The following is a 23,170-nucleotide window of genomic DNA, read 5'->3' as shown; positions in this document are numbered from 1 at the left end:
GTTCGCAATTTCTTAATGTTATTGATTTTCTATTCGGCTCTGGAGGGCAAAATAAGCTCTTTTGGATGCTTTTTCTTCTGCCTTTTTTTTCGAAGTGGCCCTGGCCTTGGCCATAATTTTATCTCCAATGGTTAATTTAACGGCAAAATGCTTTAGCTCGTCATTTCCGGTGTCTTCATATACGGAATAGTTGAAGGGCTTTTTTTGTTTTTGACACCATTCTATCAATAAGCTTTTGTAACTGATCACTTTACCTTCCAACTGCTCAATATCCACATAGGGCTCTATGACCCTTTTGTTGATGAACTTTTCGCAATAAGTATAACCCCTATCCAGATATATGGCCCCAATCAATGCTTCAAACACGTTGCCATGAATGTTCTCCCCAAAATGGGATTTGGGAATCCTACTTTCCACGTAACGCAAAAGGCCCAAATCTTTTCCTAGTTCATTGAGATGCTTTCGGCTTACCACTTTGGAGCGCATCTTGGTAAGATAACCCTCATCCCCTTCGGGTACCTCCTTATAAAGATGTTTCGAAATTATAGTGCCCAGCATAGAGTCGCCCAAAAACTCAAGTCTTTCATAATTCATGGGATTTCCTTTGGCATCTTTCTTGTTCACCGAACGATGAAGAAATGCTTTTTTGTAAATTTTGATGTTCTTGGGCTTAAATCCCAAGATTTTCCTTATTCCCAAAAAAAAATCCCCATCCTTTTTAGGATGGGAATTGAATATTTTTGAGGTAAGCTTCATAGCTACAAAACTACCCTATTTTTTTGAACAATATACAGGCATTGTGCCCTCCAAAGCCAAAAGTATTGCTCATGGCCACATTGACTTCTCTTTCTTGGGCCTTGTTCAATGTAAGGTTAAGCGAGGAATCTATTTCCTCATCCACTACACTGTGGTTTATGGTTGGAGGCACTACATTATGGTGCATGGCCAAAATAGAGGCTATGGCCTCTATGGCTCCTGCGGCTCCAAGCAAATGTCCCGTCATGGATTTTGTGGAATTGATATTGATATTGGTGGCATGTTTGCCAAAAACTCTGGAAATGGCCTTCAACTCAGCCACATCGCCCAAGGGTGTCGATGTCCCATGTGTGTTGATGGCATCTATATCCTCTGGTTTCATTCCTGCATTTTCCAGACAATTTTCCATTACCTTGACCACTCCAATCCCATCGGGGTGCGGTGCTGTCATGTGGTAAGCGTCACTGGACAATCCTCCGCCCGCTACCTCGGCATAAATCTTTGCTCCTCTAGCCTTTGCGTGCTCGTACTCCTCAAGGATTAGAGCTCCCGCACCTTCACCTAAAACAAAGCCGTCCCGCGTAGCATCAAAAGGTCTAGATGCAGTTTCAGGGCTGTCATTTCTAGTGGACAAGGCGTGCATAGCATTGAAACCACCCATTCCGGCAATGGTAACGGCCGCTTCACTACCGCCTGTTACAATAACATCGCAATGGCCCAGTCTAATATAATTGAGTGCATCTATCAATGCATTTGCAGAAGATGCACAGGCCGATACCGTAGTATAGTTGGGGCCCATAAATCCATGCTTAATAGAAATATTCCCTGGCGCTATATCCGCAATCATTTTTGGAATGAAGAAGGGGTTGAACCTTGGGGTTCCATCTCCCTGTGCATAGCCAATCATTTCATTTTGAAAAGTTTCCAAGCCACCTATTCCAGCACCCCAAACAACACCTACCCTAAACTTATCCACGCTTTCCAGGTCCAACCCGGCATCGGCAATGGCCTCGTCGGAGGATACAAGTGCGTACTGCGCAAATCTGTCCAGTTTTCTGGCTTCTTTTCTATCAAAAAAATCCCCGGGGTCGTATCCCTTCAGTTCGCAAGCAAATTTTGTTTTGAACTTTTCCGTATCAAAATAAGTAATGGGGGCGGACCCGCTCTTACCGTTGCGCAACCCTTCCCAATAAGCTTCCAAATTATTGCCGATGGGTGTTAGCGCACCCATACCGGTAACCACTACTCGTTTTAACTGCATTGGACTATTGTTTTACCCTTATGAACCTAATTTAAAAAAAAAATTATCCATGTGACCATCATCACATGGATAATTTAAAGTCTTTAATAAATTATCATAAAATTACTTCGCTTCTTCTATATAGCTAATGGCCTGGCCAACAGTTGCAATGTTTTCCGCCTGGTCATCAGGGATTTGAATGTCGAATTCCTTCTCAAACTCCATGATGAGCTCAACAGTGTCCAAGGAATCCGCCCCTAAATCGTTGGTGAAACTTGCCTCAGCAACAACTTCATTTTCATCCACACCCAGTTTATCAACGATGATTGCCTTTACTCTTGATGCAATGTCTGACATAATTATATTGGTTTTAAAAATTTAATCGTTGGCAAAAATATAAAACTTTGGTTTAAATACACCATTTGTCGATAAAATGTGCCTCAAATTAAACATCTTAAGATTGAGAACACTACTTTAGCTTATCATATTTAGTAGTAAAACTAAGCATTTCCTTTCACCATGAAACGAATTGTCATCTTGGCATCGGGCAGTGGCTCCAATGCAGAAAACATCATCACCTACTTTAGGGAAAACCAGCAGGTGGAGGTAGCTGCAGTGCTGACCAACAAACGTACCGCACAGGTTCTGGAACGCTGTGACAAACTCAAAACACCTGCCTTTTATTTCAATAAATCAGCGTTTGTAAACTCTGGGGCCGTGGTTCAATTGATCAAAAGCCTGAATCCCGATTTAATTGTGCTTGCTGGGTTTTTGTGGAAGATCCCCTCCAAAATTATTTATGCTTTCCCTAACAAGATCATCAACATTCACCCCGCTTTGTTGCCCAAATATGGGGGAAAAGGCATGTACGGTGCACATGTACACGAAGCAGTTAAGAAAAATAAGGAGTCAGAAACCGGCATTACCATTCATTATGTGAATGAAAATTATGATGAGGGGGCCATCATCCATCAGGCAAAAACTTTGATTGCACCCACTGATGATGCATGCGACATAGCCCAAAAAGTACATCAATTGGAATACGAGCATTTTCCAAAGGTGATTGAAAAACTCCTTTTGTAATGGCAAAGAAAAAGAAGTTTTATGTGGTCTGGAAGGGGAAACACCCCGGCATCTTTGAATCTTGGGCAGACTGCAAAGCACAGATTGAAGGATTTAAGGGAGCGCAGTACAAATCTTTCACAACCTTTGAGGAGGCCAAAAAAGCTTTCAATGGCAATTATTTGGAGTATAAGGGAAAATCAAAAGGAAAGGAAGGCCTATCACCAGAGGAATTGCTTAAAATTGGCGAACCCAATTTCAACTCCATTGCCGTGGATGCCGCTTCAAGTGGAAATCCAGGAAAAATGGAATACCGGGGAGTTGACACCAAGACCAAGAGGGTCTTGTTCAAACAAGGGCCATTTCCAGAGGGCACTAGCAATGTGGGAGAGTTTTTGGCCTTGGTGCACGGGTTGGCATTTTTAAAAAAACAAAAAAGTGATCGTATCCTCTATTCCGATTCCAGGATTGCTATTGGATGGGTTCGAAAGAAAAAATGTGGGACCAAACTGAAGAAGACCTCCAAAAACAAAAATCTTTTTGAACTGATTGAACGGGGAGAAGATTGGTTGCGAAAGAATCGCTACAACACCCCCATTGTGAAATGGGAGACCAAGGCCTGGGGCGAAATTCCTGCTGATTTTGGAAGAAAATAACGTATGTCCAGGCCCAAACTCCCAAATTTTTGCAAATGAAACCCCCATTGTATAAAATGGAAATGCTAAACCGTATATTTGCACCAAAATTTCGTGAATGGGCAAATTGCTGATTGTGGGAAGTGTGGCTTTTGATGCCATAGAAACACCATTCGGAAAAACAGGAAAAATTTTGGGAGGTGCAGCTCCATTCATTGGTTTGGCCGCTTCACAATTTAAAATTGAGTCTGCAATAGTTTCGGTAGTGGGCGAAGATTTTCCGCAAGCATATTTGGATATCTTGGCTGATCGGGACATCGATATCTCTGGCATAGAAGTGGTAAAGGGGGGCAAGACCTTTTTTTGGAAAGGTAAATACCACAATGACCTCAATTCGAGGGACACGTTGGTTACTGAACTCAATACCATGGCCGATTTCAATCCAATTGTACCTGACAATTTTTTAGATGCCGATGTAGTTATGTTGGGCAATCTGCACCCCGACATTCAAATGAGTGTAATCAATCAAATGAAAGAACGACCAAAGTTGACCATTTTGGACACCATGAACTATTGGATGGACAATGCATGGACCCAACTAATGGAGGTTGTCAAAAAAATAGACGTGATTACCATTAACGATGCGGAGGCCCGCCAGATGACCCGGGAATATTCTTTGGTAAGGGCGGCTGCCAAAATACAGGAAATGGGCCCAAAATATGTGGTTATTAAAAAAGGGGAGCATGGCGCATTGTTATTCCATGATGAGCATATTTTCTTTGCCCCTGCACTTCCCTTGGAAGAAGTTTTTGATCCCACAGGAGCGGGAGATACATTTGCGGGAGGGTTTTCAGGTTATCTTACAGCAGCTGAAAACATATCCTTCGAAAGCATGAAAAACGCCATTATCCAAGGATCTAATTTAGCATCCTTCTGTGTGGAACAATTTGGTACGGAGCGTATGCTGAAGCTGCAAAAGCATGAGGTGGAAGCCCGTTTGATGCAGTTTAAAGAATTGACTCAATTCAATATTGAATTGGACTAGATACACGCCCCAGAAAATACGGGGGCTTTTTATTTTGGTTTTGATATGAGTGATGCCATTAAGCACGAATGCGGAATATCACTGATCCGCTTGCTTAAACCCCTGGAATACTACAAGGAAAAGTACGGTACGGCTTTCTATGGAGTGAACAAAATGTACCTAATGATGGAAAAACAGCACAACCGAGGGCAAGATGGTGCTGGCTTTGCCAGTATAAAACTTGACATGGCCCCCGGTGAAAGGTACATGAGCCGGGTGCGGTCCGCAAACCAACAGCCCATACAGGATATTTTTGCACAAATCAATGCGCGTATCAATACATCGCTCACTGAAAATCCCGACTATGTCGATAATGTACAATTGCAGAAGAGCAACATTCCCTATATAGGTGAACTATTGATGGGCCATGTGCGCTATGGTACCTTTGGCAAGAACAGCATAGAAAATGTGCACCCCTTTTTAAGACAAAACAACTGGATGCATCGAAACCTTATTGTGGCCGGCAACTTTAACATGACCAATGTAGACGAGCTTTTCGGCAATTTGGTGGAATTGGGACAGCACCCAAAGGAAATGGCCGACACCATTACCGTTATGGAAAAAATTGGTCATTTTTTGGATGATGCCGTGGCCAAGCTTTACAAGCAAATAAAAAAAGAAGGGTATAACAAAAGGGAAGCTTCCCCATTGATAGCAGAGCGACTTAATGTTGGAAAGATACTAAGAAAAGCTTCCAAAAACTGGGATGGCGGCTATACCATGGGCGGATTATTGGGACATGGTGATGCCTTTGTTGTTCGAGACCCTGCAGGAATTCGTCCTGCCTATTATTATAAGGATGATGAAATTGTGGTGGTAGCTTCGGAAAGGCCTGCAATCCAAACCGTTTTCAATGTAAAATATGATGATGTGCGCGAACTGGATCCGGGGCATGCCATTATCATCAAAAAAGATGGCAGTGCTAAATTGGAGCAAATTCAAGAGCCAACGGTACGCAAGGCCTGTTCTTTTGAGCGCATTTATTTTTCACGTGGAAGCGACAAAGAAATCTACCAAGAACGAAAAATGTTGGGTAAACTGGTGTTTCCACAAATTCTGAAGTCAATAGACCACGATTTGGCCCATACGGTGTTCTCTTATATTCCCAACACGGCGGAAACATCCTTTTTTGGTATGGTAAAAGAGGCCCAGAATTACCTCAACAAAAGAAAGGAAGAACAAATATTGGCCATGGGGCCAGAAATTACTCGCAAAGAGCTCCATGAAATCTTGGATGTACGCCCCCGAATAGAAAAAGTTGCCATCAAAGATGCCAAACTACGGACCTTCATTACCCAAGATAGCAGCCGTGATGATTTAGTGACCCATGTATACGATATATCCTATGGCTCCGTGAAAGAGAACGACAATCTGGTTATTATTGACGATAGCATAGTTCGAGGTACTACGTTAAAAAAGAGTATCCTTAAGATTTTGGACCGCTTATCACCAAAAAAGATTATTGTGGTTTCCTCCGCCCCGCAAATACGCTATCCTGATTGCTATGGCATTGATATGGCCAAGCTGGAAGATTTTGTGGCTTTTAAAGCTGCCCAGGCCTTGCACGAAGAACACGGCACAACAAAAATAATAAAGGACATCTATGAAAAATGTCTTGCCCAGTTAGATTCTAAAGACAAAGATGTGGTAAACTATGTAAAGGAGTTTTACCAGCCATTTAGTGCGGAGCAAATTTCCAAAAAGATTGCAGAAATATTAAGTCCGGAATCTATTAATGCAGAAGTGGATATCATCTATCAGAGCATTGAGAGTTTACATGAGGCATGTCCAAACAATCTTGGTGATTGGTACTTCACCGGAAATTATCCTACCCCAGGAGGGAACAAGGTCGTCAACAGGGCCTTCATCAATTTCTACGAAGGAAAGAATCAAAGAGCCTATTAAATGTACATCTGTACCTGGTTTACAGATGCGTGCATTTCATCGATGAAACGAGTAGATTAACGGGTTTTTGTACATTGGGAAATCCTCAAACCTACTTTAGCGTTGCCATAGCATAAGTAGGTTAAGTTCATGGTAAGATTTGGGGCAAAAAAGGTGGAAGCTATTCCACCTTTTTTATTTTATAGCATCCTTGCCCCTCACATTCACTTTTATTTTTGTCGAATAACTTGTCTTAATTTCCAATAATCGCATTTCATCCGAATTTAAAGGGTTTCGTCTAAAAGCTTTTTCCAAAAGGACGCCTCTGCATTACATTTGGAGAACCATAGCATAAGTAGGTTAAGTTCATGGTAAGATTTGGGGAAAGAAGGCGGAGATCACTCCGCCTTCTTTATGTTTGAATACCAAGGATTTATCAATTTTATCGACGAACTGCTGTCTTTATTTTTCCACTAAAAATCAAAAATTTATACAAAACCCTTTGTTATTTCTCACAATACCAGTATTTTAGTTTCGCCATAGCATAAGTAGGTTAAGTTTATGGTAAGATTTGGGACGAAAAGGGTGGGGGCTTCCTCACCCTTTTCTATTTGAGGCACTTTCCAAACAAAAAAAACCATACGCTTTGCGTACGGCTTTCATTTTTTAGTTTTTTAAAAATTATTTTGCGGCCTCGTAATTCTCGGCAACCTTTTCCCAGTTAATCACATTGAAGAAGGCAGCTATATAATCCGGCCTTCTGTTTTGATAATTCAAATAATAAGCATGCTCCCATACATCCAGTCCCAAAATTGGATGTCCACCACAACCCACTCCGGGCATCAAGGAATTATCTTGGTTGGGCGTTGAGCAAACTTCCACTTTGCCTCCTTTGTGCACACACAACCAAGCCCATCCAGATCCAAACTGCGTCGCAGCGGCGCTGGCAAACTTTTCTTTAAAAGCATCAAAAGAGCCAAAGGCATCATTGATGGCAGAGGATAGGTCTCCGCTCGGAGTTCCTCCACCATTAGGTGACATCACTTCCCAAAACAAGCAATGGTTAAAAAATCCTCCCCCGTTGTTTCTAACGGCTCCGTTGGACATATCCAGATTGGACAAAATGTCCTCGATTCCTTTGCCCTCAAGGTCAGTCCCCTCAATGGCACCATTCAATTTGGTGGTATAACCATTGTGGTGCTTGGTATGGTGGATTTCCATGGTCCTTGCATCAATATGTGGTTCTAGTGCATCATATGCATAAGGTAATTTTGGTAATTCAAAAGCCATGATTATTTGTTTTATTGTTAATATTTTAATTCCAGTAAAAATACGGGTTTTAACACATATATTCCACTAAATCCGTGTTAAGTTCAGCAAGGGAATCCTTAATTTGCAGGAAAAACATTTTTGGAAGGTTCCCACTTTAAAATATATAGTGCTTCGGCTGGTTCAGGGAAAACCTATGCCCTAACCAAGGAATATCTCAAGATTTTACTTTCACACCCATCTCCCTCCAAATTCAGGCAAATTTTGGCTATGACCTTTACCAATAAAGCGGTCAACGAAATGAAAACCCGAATTTTAGGGCAGCTCCTTGCCTTTGGCAAAAACCCAACACCAAAAAAACAAGAGTCTCTTTTTAAACAGCTTTGTCAAGAGCTAACGATGAATGAGCAACAAATGAAGGCAAGGGCCAAGCTGGTACTAAAACTAATTCTGCACAACTACTCTTTTTTTGAAATTTCCACGATTGACAAGTTCAACCATAAAATCATAAAAACATTTGCTCGGGACTTACAACTTTCCCAAAATTTTGAGGTGGAACTGGACACTGAGCTTCTTTTGGAAGAAGCAGTCGGGAGGTTATTGGAGAGAACAGGTGCTGATAAAAAGCTTACAGAGGCTCTGATTGCCTTTTCTCTGGAAAAAATAGACGACGACAAAAGTTGGAACATTGCCTTTGATCTAAAAGAAATAGGCAAACTGCTATTTCAAGAAAATCATGCTGCAAATGTGGAAACCCTGCGTTCTAAATCCATCTACGATTTTCAGGAAATACAGCGCAAAATAGCATCACAAATAGCTGCTCTGGAGAAAGAGCTAAAAGAAGCCGCCCAAAATGTGCTTCAAGAAATTCAGAACCAAGGTTTTGAATTTGAGGATTTTCCCAGGAAAACACTTCCCAATCATTTCAAAAAAATAACCGAAGGGAAATTTAGTACAAAAGACCTTTATGGAAGTAAAACTCTTGAGCCAAATTTATTGGAAGGAAAACTCCTAAAGGCCAACGACAATCGTGATATTTCATCACTGGCCAGTCGCATTCTTGCTGCCTATATGTCCATCAAACAAAATATATATCGGCACAGTTATCTAAGAAACATTTATAGCAATATCGTTCCCATGACGGTTTTGAACGAAATCGCCAAGGAAATCAAAAATATCGAAGAGGAAAAGGACATCATTCCCATTTCATCATTGAACACCATCCTTTCCAAAGAAATTAAAAATCAGCCTGTGCCTTTCATTTATGAACGCATGGGTGAGAAGTATCGACATTATTTTATTGACGAATTTCAAGACACCTCCAAAATGCAATGGGACAATTTGATTCCATTGGTCGGAAATGCCTTGGAAAGTGAAAATGAAAGGAATGAACGGGGATCGCTTTTTTTGGTTGGCGATGCGAAACAGGCCATTTATCGTTGGCGGGGCGGAAGAGCGGAGCAATTCTTAAATCTTATAAATGCAAAGGCCAATCCGTTTGTGGTGGCACCCTCCCTGCATTCCCTAGACACAAATTGGAGGAGCCAAGATAAGATTGTGGAGTTCAATAACATGTTCTTTACCACAGCTGCGCCTGTTTTGAAGAATGAGGACTATCGAAGTCTTTTTCTGAAAGATTCCCATCAAAAAACCAACAATAAACCTGGTGGGTTTGTACAAATCACCTTTTTGGAAAAAGAAGTTGAAGATATCCATAGTCTCTATTGCGAAAGGGTTTTGGACACAATTGACCAAATCGTTTCCGAAAACTATGGCTATGCCGATATTTGCATTTTGGTTAGGGACAATAGAAAAGGTGCACTCATGGCAGACTTTTTGGCTCAGAACAACATTCCAATTATTTCTTCGGAAGCCCTATTGTTGAAAAAGAATGAAAAAGTTGTTTTTCTAATAGCTGTTCTCCGAATATTTGAAAATCGTCAGAATCGTGAAGCGGCTTATCATATATTAAAATATCTCGCCCAAGATGAAACCGACAAACATGTCTTCATTTCCAAAAATCTAGATCACATAGCAGAATTTCTTTTGGAAGCCTACGGATTCTGTATCGGGAATCTACAAGGAAAGCCTGTCTTGACCATTCTAGAAAAGGCCATTATAAAATTCAACTTGGCCATTGAAGCCGTTGCCCATATCATCGCATTGATGGATGTTGTTTTGGATGTGGAAAAAAGAGAGGGGCCAAGTGTGCATGCTTTTCTTAATTATTGGGACGTAAAAAAAGAGTCGCTGTCCATTGCCGCTCCCGAAGGGATGGATGCAGTGAGCATTATGACCATTCACAAAGCCAAAGGATTGGAATTCCCTTTTGTAATATTTCCTTTTGCGAATGCTATTCTGGACGATAAACGAAAGAAAAAGAAATCGTGGGTGCCAACAACAGAAGACGAAAAGATTTTCGCATTGGATGAATTTCTTGTCAATACCACCAAGGAAATGCTGGAGTATAACAACAAAGCAGCGCAAAACTATATTGAAGAGGAGCATAAGTCGGTCTTGGATTCGATGAATGTACTTTATGTAGCACTCACCCGACCGATAAAGGGTCTCTATGTTTTTACAGAAATGGGAAAAGAATTGACCGAAGTGAAAATGGCCTCCACCTATTCCGATTTGTTCCAATGGTTTGTCAATAAGCAAGGCGATTCAACAAACGAGAACCACTCCTTCACCTTTGGTGCTTTCCCAAAGAAAATCGAAACCGCTGTGAAAACGTCCTCTGTCGAGGAAGACGTCTCTTATGTTACAAGGCCTACAGGAGATTCCGAGTTCGTCATAGCAACCACCACAGGACGTCTATGGGATAATGAAAGACTTGAGGCCATAGCCAAGGGCAACCTCATCCATTTTGCGCTAAGTCAAGTAAAAACATCCGAAGATGTTCCAGAGGCGATTCAAAATCTAGTGGCCTCGGGAGATTTACCGCAGGAATCAGCCGAAGAAGTAACCATAAAAGTCATGGAGGTGGTTACGCACCCTGAGTTAAAAAGATACTATTCTCAAGATCTTCAAATATTGAACGAACAAGAAATACTTGCCGCTAGCGGTGTGTCCTTAAGGCCGGACAGAATAACCATCTCTGAAAATCGGGCAACAATCATAGACTACAAAACTGGAGATCCAGCTCCAAAACACAAAACACAGCTCATACAATATAAAAAGGTGTTGCAGGACATGGATTTTGAAATAGAACACGCCATTATTGTTTATATTGATCAAAATATAAACCTTGTTTTTGTTTAAACTGAAGCATCATGTACGGAAAAATTAAAGAGCATCTGGCCAATGAGCTGGAAACCATAAAAGAAGCTGGTCTTTTTAAAAAAGAACGCATAATTACCTCGCCTCAAGGAGCAGTCATAAAAATTTCCACCGGACAAGAGGTCATTAATTTCTGCGCCAATAATTATTTGGGGCTTTCCTCACATCCTGAAGTCATCAAAGCTGCAAAGAATACATTGGACACCCATGGCTTTGGAATGTCCTCTGTGCGTTTCATATGTGGAACACAGGACATACATAAGGAACTGGAGCAAAATATTGCCGATTTCTACGGTACTGAGGATACCATTCTGTACGCTGCTGCCTTTGATGCGAATGGAGGACTGTTTGAGCCTCTGCTGACAGGAGAAGATGCGATTATTTCCGATTCTTTGAACCATGCTTCCATTATTGACGGTGTTCGGCTTTGCAAAGCAAAACGATATCGATATGCCAACAACGATATGGCCGATTTAGAAGAAAAGTTGAAACAGAGCGTACAAGATCAGGCGCGTTTCAAGATTATAGTTACCGATGGAGTGTTTTCCATGGATGGGCTTTTGGCGCCACTGGACAAGATTTGTGATCTAGCCGAGAAATACGATGCTCTAGTAATGATTGATGAGTGCCATGCCACAGGTTTCATTGGAGAAACAGGCCGTGGCACTTTAGAGGAAAAGGGCGTCATGGACCGTATCGATATTATCACAGGAACCTTGGGCAAGGCTCTCGGCGGGGCCATGGGAGGCTATACAACCGGAAAAAAAGAAATCATAGAGATGCTAAGACAACGTTCAAGGCCCTATCTTTTTTCCAACTCACTAGCTCCAGCTATTGTGGGGGCTTCCATTAAGGTGTTCGAAATGCTTGAAAAGGATACTTCACTTCGTGACAAGTTGCAGGATAACACGGAGTATTTTAAAAAAGGAATGAAAAACGCCGGTTTTGATATTATAGATGGTGATTCTGCCATTGTTCCCGTTATGTTGTATGATGCCAAGCTGTCTCAAAAAATGGCAGATATGTTACTGGAAGAAGGAATTTATGTTATCGGTTTCTTCTATCCCGTGGTGCCCAAAGATAAGGCCAGAATCCGCGTTCAACTATCAGCCGCCCACGAAAAACTCCATCTAGACCAAGCGATAGAAGCCTTTGTTAAAGTGGGAAAATTGTTAAAAATCGTTTAACGGGCCCAAAAGTTCTATGTAATGCATCAAAAAAAAAGAATGTTTGATTTTGTTAATAAGTCTTAACAACTTACATTTGCTGCTGATAAACACTTAAACTTAAAATTTTGAGCATGAAACATCTTAGCAAATTATTAGTTGTTGCCCTTGTCTTTGTAGGGTTCAACAACATACAAGCGCAAGACGAGAATAATCCATGGCAGATTAGTTTTGGAATAAATGCGATTGATGCTTACCCAACCAACGATCCAAATAATTCCTTCTCAAGTACTTCTCTCTTTGACGAGTACTTTAACCTTTCCGATCACTGGAATATCTTGCCATCTGTTTCTTATGTTGGCGTTTCCAAATATATTGGGGACGGTTTTTCTTTAGGAGCCAGAGGTTCTATTAATAGAATAGAGAAATTGGGCGATGCTGCTGCCGATGATCTTTCTCACTATGCTATAGATGGTACCATCAAATACAATTTCCTAAAAAATACTACTGTTGATCCTTTCATTGAGATTGGTGGTGGTTACACTTGGATTGACCAAATTGGTGCTGGAACGGCGAACGGAGGTATTGGTGTTAATTTCTGGTTCTCTGAAAATATCGGCCTTACTTTGCAAACTCAATACAAGCATGCATTCGAAGATTATTTGATTAGACACTTCCAGCACATGGCAGGTGTGAGTGTTCGCTTTGGTGGTACTGATACTGATGGTGACGGCATCTATGACAAAGACGATGCTTGTCCCGAGGTCGCTGGATTGGAAGCTTTCAATGGTTGTCCTGATTCTGATGGTGATGGTATCGAAGACAGCAAAGATGACTGTCCTAATGAAGCTGGTTCCAAAGAACTTAATGGTTGCCCAGATGCTGACGGTGACGGTGTAGCTGACAAAGATGACGCTTGTCCTAACGAAGCTGGTCTTGCTGAGTTGGCTGGTTGCCCAGACGCTGACGGTGACGGTGTAGCTGATAAAGATGATGAGTGTCCTAACGAAGCTGGTCCTGCTGAGAACAACGGATGCCCATGGCCAGATAGCGATGGTGACAGTGTCCTTGACAAAGACGATCAATGTCCAGAAGTAGCTGGTACTGTAGCTAACAATGGTTGCCCAGAAGTAACTGAAGAAGTTCAGAAGCAGTTGAACGACTATGCTAGAACTATCTTGTTCGATACTGGCAAATCTTCCATCAAAGCAGAGTCGACTTCTGTAATGGTAGACATTATCCAAATCTTGAACGAGTATCCTAACGCTAAGTTCACCGTAGAAGGTCATACTGACAGTGTTGGTAGAGAATCAACCAACCAACGTCTTTCTGAAGCTCGTGCACTTTCTGTAAAAGACTTCTTGGTTGACAAAGGAATAGACGAGTTCAGACTATCTGCAATTGGTTATGGAGAGGCTAAGCCTATCGCCACAAACAACACAAGAGCTGGTAGAGCACAGAACAGAAGAGTTGAAATCAACTTAGTAAAAGAATAGAAAACATAGTTTTCTTTTGAAAAAGGCGCTGCATATGCAGCGCCTTTTTTATTTTTAATTCATGGCCCAAAGTTTTTTAGAATATGTCGTTGATGATTTGAATAAAAAAGAAGTCAATCTGGCCGAATGCTCCTTTGTTCTTCCAAGTAAGCGTTCAGGAATCTTTTTAAAAAAACACATTGCTGCCAAACTTGGCAAAACCATATTCAGTCCGAAAATATGGTCCATCCAAGACTTCATTGCCGATCAGGCGGGCCTACATCCAGCCACAAACATCGATTTACTGTTGGAACTTTACAATGCGTACAGAAAATCCAAGGTAACCCAACTTGATGACTTTTCATCCTTTCTAAAATGGGGAAATACACTGCTACAGGATTACAACGAAATAGATTCCCATCTTATCCCTGTCCACAACATTCTAAACTATATATCCGCAATAAAAGAATTGGACCATTGGTCTGTAAAAAAGCAGAAAACCGAATTGGTCCAGAACTATCTTCAACTTTGGGGTAATTTAGAATCCATATACGAACTGTTCAGCGCAACACTCAAGAAACAGGGAAACGGATATCCAGGATTAATACAACGAACAGCTGTTGAAAATATCAGTCAATATGCCGGTAATCTGGAGGATAATAAACAGTTGGTATTTGTTGGTTTTAACGCATTAAGTTCAGCTGAAGAGAAAATTATCCAATATTTTCTTGAATCCCAGAATGCCCTAATCTATTGGGATATTGATTCTTATTTTCTCAACGATCCCGTTCATGATGCTGGTCTTTTTATTCGAAAATATCAAAGGGAATGGCCTTACTATAAAAATAGGGAAAGCATCAAAACCCATGACCACTTTCGTTCACCAAAAAAAATAACGATTACCGGTGTTCCCAAAAACATCTCACAAACAAAATATGTTGGGAAGCTGCTACAGCATATTCAGACCAAGCCCTTCAGTGCACCGGAAAACACAGCGCTAGTGCTTGCCGATGAGTCGCTGTTGTCGCCCATGCTCCAAGCTATTCCAACAAATGTTGAAAAAGCAAACATTACAATGGGGTTGCCCTTGAAGGAAACGGTTCTTTATTCATTTTTTCATGATTTTCTTGAGCTCCGTTTAGCTGTCTCCAACAGAGGCTATTTTTACAAACCCGTTTTGGAATTGTTGGCCAACCCCTATTGCAAAACTCTTTCTAACAATCAGAAGTATGATTTTGCCCAAGTTCTTACTGACCAAATCAAACAAAAAAATTGGATATATGTCTCTACCGATAATTTGATTCATCATGAAGAGGAGAATGATATAATCACACAAATCTTGCCAAAAGATAAGGTACCTCCCGCCCATTGGATAGATACCTGTATCAATCTTATTGAAAAGCTCAGGAATATTTTTCAAAGCGAATCCAATGCCCTGGAACTTGAGAGGCTCTATCGGTTCTACACCCTATTTAATCAATTAAGGCAATACTTGAGCCAAATGGATTTCGAGCCCAATATGAAGTCTATTAAAAATCTATTTAAGCAATTAGCTTCCATGGAAACTTTGGATTTTATTGGCGAGCCCTTGACAGGGTTACAGATTATGGGAGTGCTGGAGAGCAGAAATCTGGATTTTGACACCGTTATCATTACCTCGGTGAATGAAGGCATTCTTCCTTCTGGTAAATCCAATAATTCTTTTGTTCCTTTTGATGTCAAACGAGATTATGGCCTACCCACTTATAAAGAGAAAGATGCGATTTTTGTCTACCATTTTTACAGGCTTATACAGCGCGCCAAAAACATATTCATAACTTACAACACAGAACCCGATGTTTTGGAGGGAGGGGAAATGAGCAGGTTGGTCTCACAGCTATTGACAGACTCAAATCTTGAGTCCTATATAACTCACAACATTGCTTCGCCTCCAGTAAAGCTGCAAGAAGCGCCCCGTTTACACATTGAAAAAACGGGTTTGCTAATTGAAGAGATTAAATCCTTCGCTGCCAAAGGATTTTCGCCCACTTCGCTTACAAACTATATAAAGAACCCTATTGAATTCTATACCAGAAACATCCTTCGAATCAATGATTTAGACGAAGTGGAGGAAAACATTGCCGCCAATACATTTGGAACAATTTTGCATAATTGCTTAGAGGATTTATACGCTCCCCTTGTTGGACAAATGTTAACTATTGAAAAGATTACTGGTTTAAATGCCAACATTGATGGCACGCTACGCACTAATTTTCAAAGGACACTTCCAGGGATAGATATTACAAAGGGCCAATATGTGTTGGTCTACAACGTTATTGCCAAATATTTGCAGAATTTTATTTTACTAGAGGCACATCAACTTAAGAACAATTCCCTAAAACTTATCGCCCTAGAAAAAAAATATAGCGTTCCGCTTGAAATTCCACAGTTGGATTTTCCGGTGGTGCTCAAAGGAACGCTTGACCGTATTGATGAATATAATGGGATTACCCGAATAATTGATTTTAAAACAGGTCGTGTAGAGGCAAGGCACGTGGCCATTAAAGACTGGGAGGAGTTGCTTGCCAATTACGACAAAAGCAAAGCTTTTCAGTTGCTCTGCTATGCATATTTGTATATGAAAGAGCATCAAAATAAGGAGTTGCAAGCTGGAATCTACGCATTCAAGACACTTGGTAAAGGACTTTTTTCCTTTAAGGAGCAGAATAGTAGTTTAATCACTAGTGATACACTGCTTACTTTCGAGAAGTATCTGGAACAGCTTGTGCTCGAAATATGCGATGCCAGAGTAACCCTTGTGGAAAAACAGGATTGACCTATTTAAGATCTGGACGGGTCGGGCGCACCTCAATCTTACTTGGCAATGTACGTGGATGCATTAGTAAAAGATCTATCACCAATCGCCCTATATCCTCAGGTTGTATCTTCCAATAATCCTTCTCAGAAGGTTCATTTTGATTAAAATGGGATGCCACAGAACCTGGCATTATGGTGGTGGCCTTAATATTATACTTCCTTAAGTCCAACATGGCTGCCTGTGTAAAACCGACAACGCCAAACTTAGTGGCATTGTACCCTGCCCCCTGAGCGAAAAAGTTGGTGCCTGCCAAACTTGCCACGGTCATGTAGTATCCTTCAGATTTCTTTAGTGCCTCCACCGAAGCTTTCAAAGTATGGAACACCCCGTTTAAGTTGGTGTTTATCATTTGATGCCAGTGGTCACTTTCCATCTCGTCAATCGATGAAAAATGTCCTACACCGGCATTGGCAATCACTACATCCAATTGGCCCCATTCCTTCAAGATTGTATCGGCAGCTTGTTCTTCATCTTGCAAACGAGTAACATCTGACACTAAACCCATAACTTTTCCTTTTGCATTTAGTTGTTGAACAGCATTGTCCACTCCCTCTCTGCCCCTTCCACTAATAGCAACCCGCATTCCTTGTTCCAATAAACATTCGGCTATTCCAAATCCTATTCCCTTTGTGCCGCCAGTAATGTAAGCCACCTTTTCTTTTAAATCCATAACTGTATGTTTTTGGCCAAAGTTCGTGAAAATAGAGGCATAAAAAAAGCACCCCTAGTGGGGTGCTGTGTGGAGAATACCGGATTCGAACCGATGGCCTTTCCGAATGCCTTCGGAACACTCTAGCCCCCGGAGTCCCTGGCAATCAAATATTCCAGATATTTCCGACTTTTCTTTTTCTTAATCTCCCGTTCCATGGCCATCGCCTCACCCCGTGATGGAAATACCTTGGTCCACTTCAATTCCCAGTCCCCAGCTATTTTGGTATATTTTGACCTTCTCGTTCTATGCCTCTGTATTCGGTCTTCCAAACTGCCGCAATGACCGACATAGTAACGATTCACGGACTCGCTGAAAATTATGTACACAAAGAAATCCATAAAAAAGCACCCCTAGTGGGGTGCCGTGTGGAGAATACCGGATTCGAACCGGTGGCCTCTTGCATGCCATGCAAGCGCTCTAGCCAACTGAGCTAATCCCCCAGAGAGCGCAAAGGAAATACTTTTTGAGAAAGTATCAAAATTTGTTGCTTACGCCTTAATCCTTTTTAACACTTAATACCAAGACGGGAATAGGTACAAAAAATTCTGATTTTGGTATGGTGTTCTTTTCCCATAGCTTCTTGAAGAAGCCTCTTTTTCTTCTAAAAACACACAACATATCCGGATGTTGATTTTGGTAATGTTCCAAAACGCCAAGATATGTATTTCCGTTCTCTGTGATAGTCAACTGAGTGCTAATGTCCATCAGTGCAGTGTTCACCTGTAAATCCTCCTCTGAATATCCGGGCCTTTTTACCAAAAGCAAAGAAATTTCAGATCTGAATTTATTTTGGATATCAATTAATGGGTTTAAAACTTTAGATCGTTTCAAAACTCCAGAACCAAAAGCTGTCATAATCCTTTTGATTGGTGAAAATGTGGTGCCCTTTGGCACTATCAAGGTAGGTATGTCCGTCTTTTTGATGATGCCCCCAGAAGTGTGGCCCAGATAAAGTTCTTCCTTAATCTCATTGCTTCTTGGCGCTATTATTATCAAATCAATGCCCAACTCCTTGTCTATCTCTGTAAGTCCATCAATGATATCACCGTTGTAAGTGGCTATCTTGAGGTCAACATTTTTCGTGTCCACCTTCTCAATAACAGCTTTCAAATGCGCTTTGCTGCTCTCGGCCACCTTTTTTTCCACACTGGCCAAACTTCCAGCTGTTGAAATAACCGAGAACACATCCATTACGAAAACTTTTGCCCCAAAATGTGATGCAAAGTCAATGGCATACTGAAGCGTCAATGATGAGTCTGGGGAAGTTCCAATGGGTACTAGTATATTGTTCATGCTGTGGCGGTTATGTTTATCCCTTAAATTTACAATATAATTGAAATCAATTCATAAAAGGTCGTGCAAAGATATTTCAAATAAAGGATATATTCGTCATGGCGCATTGGTCGACTGAATATTGACAAACAACAAACCGAACAACCCCTTCACCATTACAAATTAGTGCAGTAACTTGCGGTGGTTTTGAAAACAGAAGTCAATTTAAAATCCATCAACCGCCTCGCTATTCCTGCAACCATCTCAGGAATTGCAGAACCTGTCCTTTCTATTACCGACACGGCCATAGTTGGCAATATTCCGGTAAATGGTCTTGAATCTTTGGCGGCAGCAGGAATTGTAGGTTCCTTTTTGTCGATGTTGATTTGGGTGTTGGGCCAAACCCGGAGCGCCATTTCGGCCATAATATCCCAATATCTCGGTGCCGGAAAACTCAACGAAGTTAAAGACCTTCCAGCACAGGCCATCTTTTTCAATTTGCTGCTTAGCCTGATTGTGCTTTTGTCAACAATTTTTATTATTGAGGATATTTTTAAACTATTTGAAGCCTCTGGAAAAATTTTGGAGTACTGTATTTCATACTATTCCATTAGAGTTTGGGGATTTCCACTTACGTTGTTCACTTTTGCAGTGTTTGGTATTTTCCGTGGACTCCAGAATACTTTTTATCCCATGGTTATTGCCATAATTGGTGCCGGACTGAACATTCTTTTGGATTTTGCCCTAGTCTATGGCATTGATGGGCTTGTCCCTGCATTGTACTTGGAAGGTGCTGCCTGGGCCAGTCTAATTTCACAAGGGGTAATGGCCATTTTAGTATTTATTCTTTTGATTCGGACAACCGATATAAGTCTAAAGTTGAGCTTTCCCCTGAATAAAGAACTAAAACAACTGATTCTAATGAGTCTAAATCTGTTTATTAGGACTTTGGCACTAAATGTCGCATTGATGTTAGCAGTGCGAGAGGCCACTGCACTGGGAGACCAGTATATCGGGGCACATACCATTGCCATCAATTTATGGTTGTTTGCAGCTTTCTTTATTGACGGGTATTCCGCAGCGGGAAACAGCATGGGCGGAAAGTTTTTGGGAGCTCATGATTACACGAGACTCACCAATTTGGCCAAAAAAATAATGCGCTACGGTCTCTTCATAAGCCTCTTACTGATGTTGGCAGGGTTTGTTTTCTATCGTCCCATTGGTCGGGTCTTCTCCAATGATGCCATTGTACTGGACACTTTCTACGGTATTTTTTATATCGTTATCCTAAGCCTTCCCATCAATACCATGGCTTTTGTGTTCGATGGACTCTTTAAGGGAATGGGAGAAATGAAATATCCGAGAAACGTACTGCTCCTTGCCACCTTTTTAGGATTTATCCCTACACTTTATCTTGGCAAATACTTTGGGTTGGGGCTCCATGCCATTTGGATTGCATTTGTAGTTTGGATGATGGTACGCGGCTTGGCACTGGTTTGGAAATTTGAACGAAAAATCGGGCCCTTGGCCCAAAACTCTTAATTTAGCACTTAGAACAAGAAACAACATGCCCACGGATAGACCCAACGGAAGTCTTTATACGAAAATTGACAATCGCATTGCCACGGTTGAATTTGGACACCCTGCAAGCAATTCCTTTGTTTCAGAACTGTTGCAACGATTGACCAGGGAGTTTCATAAATTATCCGAAAATGAAGCCGTTTCGCTTATAATTTTGAAGTCGGAAGGTGATCGGGCTTTTTGTGCCGGGGCTTCCTTTGATGAGTTGGTAGCTATTTCGAACATCCAGGAAGGCAAAGCCTTTTTCAGTGGATTTGCGAATGTTATCAACGCCATGCGAACCTGTAGCAAACCCATCTTTGGAAGGATTCAGGGTAAAACCGTTGGGGGTGGTGTGGGACTCGCCGCAGCATGTGATTATGTATATGCAACAGAAGCTGCGAGCATTAGGCTTTCGGAAATTTCCGTAGGCATTGCACCTATGGTAATTGCCCCAGCAGTAGAACGAAAAATGGGAAAAGCTGCCCTTGGGGAACTTTCGTTGAATCCCACCGAATGGAAAAATGCCTATTGGGCCAAAGAAAAAGGCTTGTTTTCCAAAGTGTTTGATTCCATTTCGAAAATGGACAAGGAACTGGACTTCCATATCCAAAAATTAACTGCCTTTAATCCTGATGCCCTTGCAGAGATGAAACGGGTGCTTTGGGAGGGAACAGACCACTGGGACACCTTACTGTTGGAACGCGCAGAAGCTTCCGGGCGATTGGCCCTTTCACCCAACACCAAAAAAGCTTTGGAAAAATTTAAAAAGTAAGTTATGGATATACTTTCATTTCTGAACAGTGATATTGTATTCCCATTGATGGCGCTGCTCGTCATTGTGGTGTACATTTTTACTAGAATACGCAACCGCAGACGCTTTAAGAAATAGATGAAAGACATTTCCCTACAAAAAAACAAAAAGGTTTACTTCGCCAGTGACAACCATTTAGGGGCGCCTACCCGACAAGATAGTTTGCCTCGCGAAAAAAGGTTTGTAGCCTGGCTGGACTCCATCAAACATGATGCGCAGGCCGTTTTTTTGATGGGCGACCTTTTTGATTTTTGGTTCGAGTACAAAACTGTGGTCCCAAAGGGCTTTACCCGTACTTTGGGTAAATTGGCAGAACTGTCCGACAGTGGTATCCAAATCACCTACTTTGTTGGAAACCATGATTTGTGGATGAATGGGTATTTTGAAGAAGAGCTTAGTATTCCCGTATACCATAAGCCACAACAGTTTCTTATAAATGACACTTCGTTCTTCATTGGACATGGGGATGGACTGGGTCCAGATGATAAAGGTTTTAAGCGTATGAAGAAAGTGTTCACCAATCCTGTTGCAAAGTGGTTTTTCAAATGGCTACATCCCGATTGGGGCGTGCGCTTAGGACAGCATCTTTCGGTGAACAACAAGATTATTTCCGGAGAAGCCGATGCAAAATTTATGGGAGAGGAGAGAGAGTGGCTTGTTCTTTACGCCAAACGTAAATTGGAAACCCAACATTATGACCATTTTATTTTTGGGCACAGGCATCTGCCCATGGAAATCAAACTCAACGAAAAATCAACCTATACCAATCTAGGGGATTGGATTTCCTATTTCACCTACGCTGTTTTCAATGGACAAGAACTGAGCTTGAAAAAATGGGAAGATTAATCCTTTTCTCCCTCCTCCACGTCTTTTGACAAATCCAATCGTCTAAACCCTGGAGATACCACAGCAGTAGTGCCAACAGTCAACAAGGTCATTACACCTCCGAAAACCACGGCTTGTACAGTGCCCAAAAATTTGGCCGCCAATCCACTTTCAAAAGCGCCCAACTCATTGGAAGATCCCACAAAAATGGAATTTACTGAAGCCACCCTGCCCCGCATGTTGTCCGGTGTTTTCAATTGCAGTATAGTCTGTCTGATTATCATGGAAACACCATCCACGGCACCACTTAGAAAGAGTGCAAACACTGAAAGCCAGAACAATTTTGAAATCCCAAATACAATGATGCACACTCCAAAACCAAAGACCGCCCAAAGTAATTTTTTACCTGCCTTTTTATGTAATGGGAAACGGGTAGAAGCTATCATCGTAATGGATGCTCCCACAGCGGGAGCCGCCCTGAGTATTCCGAATCCTTCAGAGCCCACATGCAAAATGTCTTGGGCGTAAATGGGTAAAAGGGCCACTGCCCCACCAAACAGCACAGCAACCATATCCAATGTTAAAGCACCAAATATGGCCCTACTTCTAAATACAAAACGGAGTCCATCTTTTAAACTTTGGAGCACAGGTTCTCCAATTTTCGGGTTCAAAATAGGCTTTTGTGGGATTTTTATCAGAAAAAGCAAGGCCCCCACAGAAAACCCAAAAATGACGCACATGGACCAATGGACACCTATCCAACTGATAGAAAACCCTGCCAAGGCCGGGCCCAAAACTGAGGCCAACTGCCATGTGGAACTGCTCCATGTGGCCGCATTGGGATATATTTTCTTGGGAACAATAAGGGCAATCAATGAAAAAATGGTTGGCCCGATAAACGCCCGGACCAGGCCTCCCAAAAAAACCAAAAAGTAAATGACGTACAAAATTTTTGTTTGTCCCCAAGTAGCTTCCACATTGGGGTGGCTCACCAAAAACAGTCCCAGACTGATTACCGAAAAACCAACAATACACCGGATTAAAAGGTTCCGTTTTTCTTTTTGATCCACGATATGCCCAGCAAAAAGAGCCATGCCCACTGCAGGGATTACTTCCATTAACCCGATGATGCCGAGAGACAGTGGATCTTTGGTCAAAGAATAGACCTGCCATTCAATTACAATGAATTGCATGGACCATGCAAACACCATGGCAAAGCGGACCAACAAAAAAATATTGAATTCCTTATATCGAAGGGCAGCGTAAGGGTCCATATA

Annotated in this window: 19 protein-coding genes and 1 tRNA gene; 11 read left to right on the top strand and 9 right to left on the bottom strand. The window is 41.6% G+C overall.

Annotated elements, in window-relative coordinates; all coding sequences use genetic code 11:
* Nucleotides 1–18: 18 nt before the first annotated feature.
* The 3 genes from rnc to GTQ34_RS07770 all read right to left on the bottom strand — a co-directional run bounded on the left by rnc (nucleotide 19) and on the right by GTQ34_RS07770 (nucleotide 2,353).
* Complete coding sequence (gene rnc, locus GTQ34_RS07780; RefSeq protein ID WP_166523206.1) at nucleotides 19–756, bottom strand: ribonuclease III; 738 nt, start codon at nucleotides 754–756, stop codon at nucleotides 19–21.
* A 10-nt stretch (nucleotides 757–766) separates the two neighbouring features.
* Nucleotides 767–2,017: a beta-ketoacyl-ACP synthase II gene (gene fabF / locus GTQ34_RS07775; RefSeq protein WP_166523205.1), complete on the bottom strand. Its 1,251-nt coding sequence runs from the start codon at nucleotides 2,015–2,017 to the stop codon at nucleotides 767–769.
* A gap of 102 nt (nucleotides 2,018–2,119) precedes the next feature.
* Nucleotides 2,120–2,353 (bottom strand): acyl carrier protein, encoded by a 234-nt coding sequence (locus GTQ34_RS07770; RefSeq protein ID WP_009778413.1) that lies wholly within the window; start codon nucleotides 2,351–2,353, stop codon nucleotides 2,120–2,122.
* A 162-nt stretch (nucleotides 2,354–2,515) separates the two neighbouring features.
* Here GTQ34_RS07770 and purN point away from each other — a divergent pair, with 162 nt between their 5' ends.
* From purN to GTQ34_RS07750, 4 genes are all read left to right on the top strand, one after another.
* Nucleotides 2,516–3,079: a phosphoribosylglycinamide formyltransferase gene (gene purN, locus GTQ34_RS07765; protein WP_166523204.1), complete on the top strand. Its 564-nt coding sequence runs from the start codon at nucleotides 2,516–2,518 to the stop codon at nucleotides 3,077–3,079.
* A complete protein-coding gene (locus tag GTQ34_RS07760; RefSeq protein WP_166523203.1) occupies nucleotides 3,079–3,714 on the top strand; it encodes a ribonuclease H1 domain-containing protein in 636 nt (211 codons plus the stop codon). The genes purN and GTQ34_RS07760 overlap by 1 nt, the downstream gene beginning before the upstream one ends.
* Nucleotides 3,715–3,811: 97 nt before the next feature.
* A complete protein-coding gene (locus tag GTQ34_RS07755) occupies nucleotides 3,812–4,738 on the top strand; it encodes a PfkB family carbohydrate kinase (protein ID WP_166523202.1) in 927 nt (308 codons plus the stop codon).
* A gap of 45 nt (nucleotides 4,739–4,783) precedes the next feature.
* Nucleotides 4,784–6,682 carry an amidophosphoribosyltransferase gene (locus tag GTQ34_RS07750; RefSeq protein ID WP_166523201.1) on the top strand — a complete coding sequence of 633 codons (1,899 nt, stop codon included), beginning with the start codon at nucleotides 4,784–4,786 and terminating at the stop codon, nucleotides 6,680–6,682.
* A gap of 660 nt (nucleotides 6,683–7,342) precedes the next feature.
* On the opposite strand, the gene GTQ34_RS07745 is transcribed toward GTQ34_RS07750, so the two are convergent.
* Entirely contained in the window at nucleotides 7,343–7,951 is a 609-nt protein-coding gene (locus tag GTQ34_RS07745; RefSeq protein ID WP_166523200.1) for a superoxide dismutase, read from the bottom strand.
* A gap of 120 nt (nucleotides 7,952–8,071) precedes the next feature.
* Between GTQ34_RS07745 and GTQ34_RS07740 the strand changes: the two genes are divergently transcribed.
* The 4 genes from GTQ34_RS07740 (at nucleotide 8,072) to GTQ34_RS07725 (ending at nucleotide 16,668) form a co-directional block, all read left to right on the top strand.
* Nucleotides 8,072–11,194, top strand: coding sequence for a UvrD-helicase domain-containing protein (locus tag GTQ34_RS07740; protein ID WP_166523199.1), 3,123 nt, complete (start codon nucleotides 8,072–8,074; stop codon nucleotides 11,192–11,194).
* An 11-nt stretch (nucleotides 11,195–11,205) separates the two neighbouring features.
* Nucleotides 11,206–12,399 carry a glycine C-acetyltransferase gene (gene kbl, locus GTQ34_RS07735; RefSeq protein ID WP_166523198.1) on the top strand — a complete coding sequence of 398 codons (1,194 nt, stop codon included), beginning with the start codon at nucleotides 11,206–11,208 and terminating at the stop codon, nucleotides 12,397–12,399.
* 113 nt (nucleotides 12,400–12,512) lie between these two features.
* Nucleotides 12,513–13,874, top strand: coding sequence for an OmpA family protein (locus tag GTQ34_RS07730; protein WP_166523197.1), 1,362 nt, complete (start codon nucleotides 12,513–12,515; stop codon nucleotides 13,872–13,874).
* Nucleotides 13,875–13,935: 61 nt separating this feature from the next.
* Complete coding sequence (locus tag GTQ34_RS07725; protein WP_166523196.1) at nucleotides 13,936–16,668, top strand: PD-(D/E)XK nuclease family protein; 2,733 nt, start codon at nucleotides 13,936–13,938, stop codon at nucleotides 16,666–16,668.
* A 1-nt stretch (nucleotide 16,669) separates the two neighbouring features.
* Here the strand turns inward: GTQ34_RS07725 and GTQ34_RS07720 are convergent, their stop codons facing one another.
* The 4 genes from GTQ34_RS07720 to GTQ34_RS07705 all read right to left on the bottom strand — a co-directional run bounded on the left by GTQ34_RS07720 (nucleotide 16,670) and on the right by GTQ34_RS07705 (nucleotide 18,715).
* Nucleotides 16,670–17,380, bottom strand: a complete 711-nt coding sequence (locus GTQ34_RS07720) for an SDR family oxidoreductase (RefSeq protein ID WP_166523195.1) — start codon at nucleotides 17,378–17,380, stop codon at nucleotides 16,670–16,672.
* A gap of 122 nt (nucleotides 17,381–17,502) precedes the next feature.
* Nucleotides 17,503–17,760 carry a GIY-YIG nuclease family protein gene (locus tag GTQ34_RS07715; RefSeq protein ID WP_166523194.1) on the bottom strand — a complete coding sequence of 86 codons (258 nt, stop codon included), beginning with the start codon at nucleotides 17,758–17,760 and terminating at the stop codon, nucleotides 17,503–17,505.
* A gap of 28 nt (nucleotides 17,761–17,788) precedes the next feature.
* Nucleotides 17,789–17,862, bottom strand: a tRNA-Ala gene (locus tag GTQ34_RS07710).
* A 55-nt stretch (nucleotides 17,863–17,917) separates the two neighbouring features.
* The gene (locus tag GTQ34_RS07705; protein ID WP_166523193.1) at nucleotides 17,918–18,715 is read right to left on the bottom strand and encodes a universal stress protein; all 798 of its coding nucleotides are present in this window, start codon (nucleotides 18,713–18,715) and stop codon (nucleotides 17,918–17,920) included.
* Nucleotides 18,716–18,901: 186 nt separating this feature from the next.
* On the opposite strand from GTQ34_RS07705, the gene GTQ34_RS07700 reads away from it, so the two are divergent.
* From GTQ34_RS07700 to GTQ34_RS07690, 3 genes are all read left to right on the top strand, one after another.
* Complete coding sequence (locus tag GTQ34_RS07700) at nucleotides 18,902–20,236, top strand: MATE family efflux transporter (RefSeq protein ID WP_166523192.1); 1,335 nt, start codon at nucleotides 18,902–18,904, stop codon at nucleotides 20,234–20,236.
* 25 nt (nucleotides 20,237–20,261) lie between these two features.
* A complete protein-coding gene (locus GTQ34_RS07695; RefSeq protein WP_166523191.1) occupies nucleotides 20,262–21,029 on the top strand; it encodes an enoyl-CoA hydratase/isomerase family protein in 768 nt (255 codons plus the stop codon).
* Between the two features lie 117 nt (nucleotides 21,030–21,146).
* Entirely contained in the window at nucleotides 21,147–21,914 is a 768-nt protein-coding gene (locus GTQ34_RS07690; RefSeq protein ID WP_166523190.1) for a UDP-2,3-diacylglucosamine diphosphatase, read from the top strand.
* Here the strand turns inward: GTQ34_RS07690 and GTQ34_RS07685 are convergent.
* Nucleotides 21,911–23,167, bottom strand: coding sequence for an MFS transporter (locus tag GTQ34_RS07685; RefSeq protein WP_166523189.1), 1,257 nt, complete (start codon nucleotides 23,165–23,167; stop codon nucleotides 21,911–21,913). The two genes, GTQ34_RS07690 and GTQ34_RS07685, sit on opposite strands and share 4 nt — an antisense overlap.
* Nucleotides 23,168–23,170 lie beyond the last annotated feature (3 nt).

The organism is Flagellimonas ochracea (assembly GCF_009903685.1).
Taxonomy (GTDB): domain Bacteria; phylum Bacteroidota; class Bacteroidia; order Flavobacteriales; family Flavobacteriaceae; genus Flagellimonas; species Flagellimonas ochracea.
Note: the sequence above shows the minus strand (reverse complement) of the source record. Positions and strands in the feature narration are given on the sequence as shown.

Bases quoted from the DNA above. Each gene is read 5' to 3' on its own strand.
- GTQ34_RS07715 (WP_166523194.1), bottom strand. From the start codon at position 17,760: ATGGATTTCTTTGTGTACATAATTTTCAGCGAGTCCGTGAATCGTTAC.
- GTQ34_RS07725 (WP_166523196.1), top strand. From the start codon at position 13,936: ATGGCCCAAAGTTTTTTAGAATATGTCGTTGATGATTTGAATAAAAAA.
- fabF (WP_166523205.1), bottom strand. From the start codon at position 2,017: ATGCAGTTAAAACGAGTAGTGGTTACCGGTATGGGTGCGCTAACACCC.
- GTQ34_RS07755 (WP_166523202.1), top strand. From the start codon at position 3,812: ATGGGCAAATTGCTGATTGTGGGAAGTGTGGCTTTTGATGCCATAGAA.
- GTQ34_RS07690 (WP_166523190.1), top strand. From the start codon at position 21,147: ATGAAAGACATTTCCCTACAAAAAAACAAAAAGGTTTACTTCGCCAGT.
- GTQ34_RS07745 (WP_166523200.1), bottom strand. From the start codon at position 7,951: ATGGCTTTTGAATTACCAAAATTACCTTATGCATATGATGCACTAGAA.
- rnc (WP_166523206.1), bottom strand. From the start codon at position 756: ATGAAGCTTACCTCAAAAATATTCAATTCCCATCCTAAAAAGGATGGG.
- kbl (WP_166523198.1), top strand. From the start codon at position 11,206: ATGTACGGAAAAATTAAAGAGCATCTGGCCAATGAGCTGGAAACCATA.
- GTQ34_RS07685 (WP_166523189.1), bottom strand. From the start codon at position 23,167: ATGGACCCTTACGCTGCCCTTCGATATAAGGAATTCAATATTTTTTTG.
- GTQ34_RS07750 (WP_166523201.1), top strand. From the start codon at position 4,784: ATGAGTGATGCCATTAAGCACGAATGCGGAATATCACTGATCCGCTTG.
- GTQ34_RS07720 (WP_166523195.1), bottom strand. From the start codon at position 17,380: ATGGATTTAAAAGAAAAGGTGGCTTACATTACTGGCGGCACAAAGGGA.
- GTQ34_RS07695 (WP_166523191.1), top strand. From the start codon at position 20,262: ATGCCCACGGATAGACCCAACGGAAGTCTTTATACGAAAATTGACAAT.
- GTQ34_RS07760 (WP_166523203.1), top strand. From the start codon at position 3,079: ATGGCAAAGAAAAAGAAGTTTTATGTGGTCTGGAAGGGGAAACACCCC.
- purN (WP_166523204.1), top strand. From the start codon at position 2,516: ATGAAACGAATTGTCATCTTGGCATCGGGCAGTGGCTCCAATGCAGAA.
- GTQ34_RS07705 (WP_166523193.1), bottom strand. From the start codon at position 18,715: ATGAACAATATACTAGTACCCATTGGAACTTCCCCAGACTCATCATTG.
- GTQ34_RS07730 (WP_166523197.1), top strand. From the start codon at position 12,513: ATGAAACATCTTAGCAAATTATTAGTTGTTGCCCTTGTCTTTGTAGGG.
- GTQ34_RS07770 (WP_009778413.1), bottom strand. From the start codon at position 2,353: ATGTCAGACATTGCATCAAGAGTAAAGGCAATCATCGTTGATAAACTG.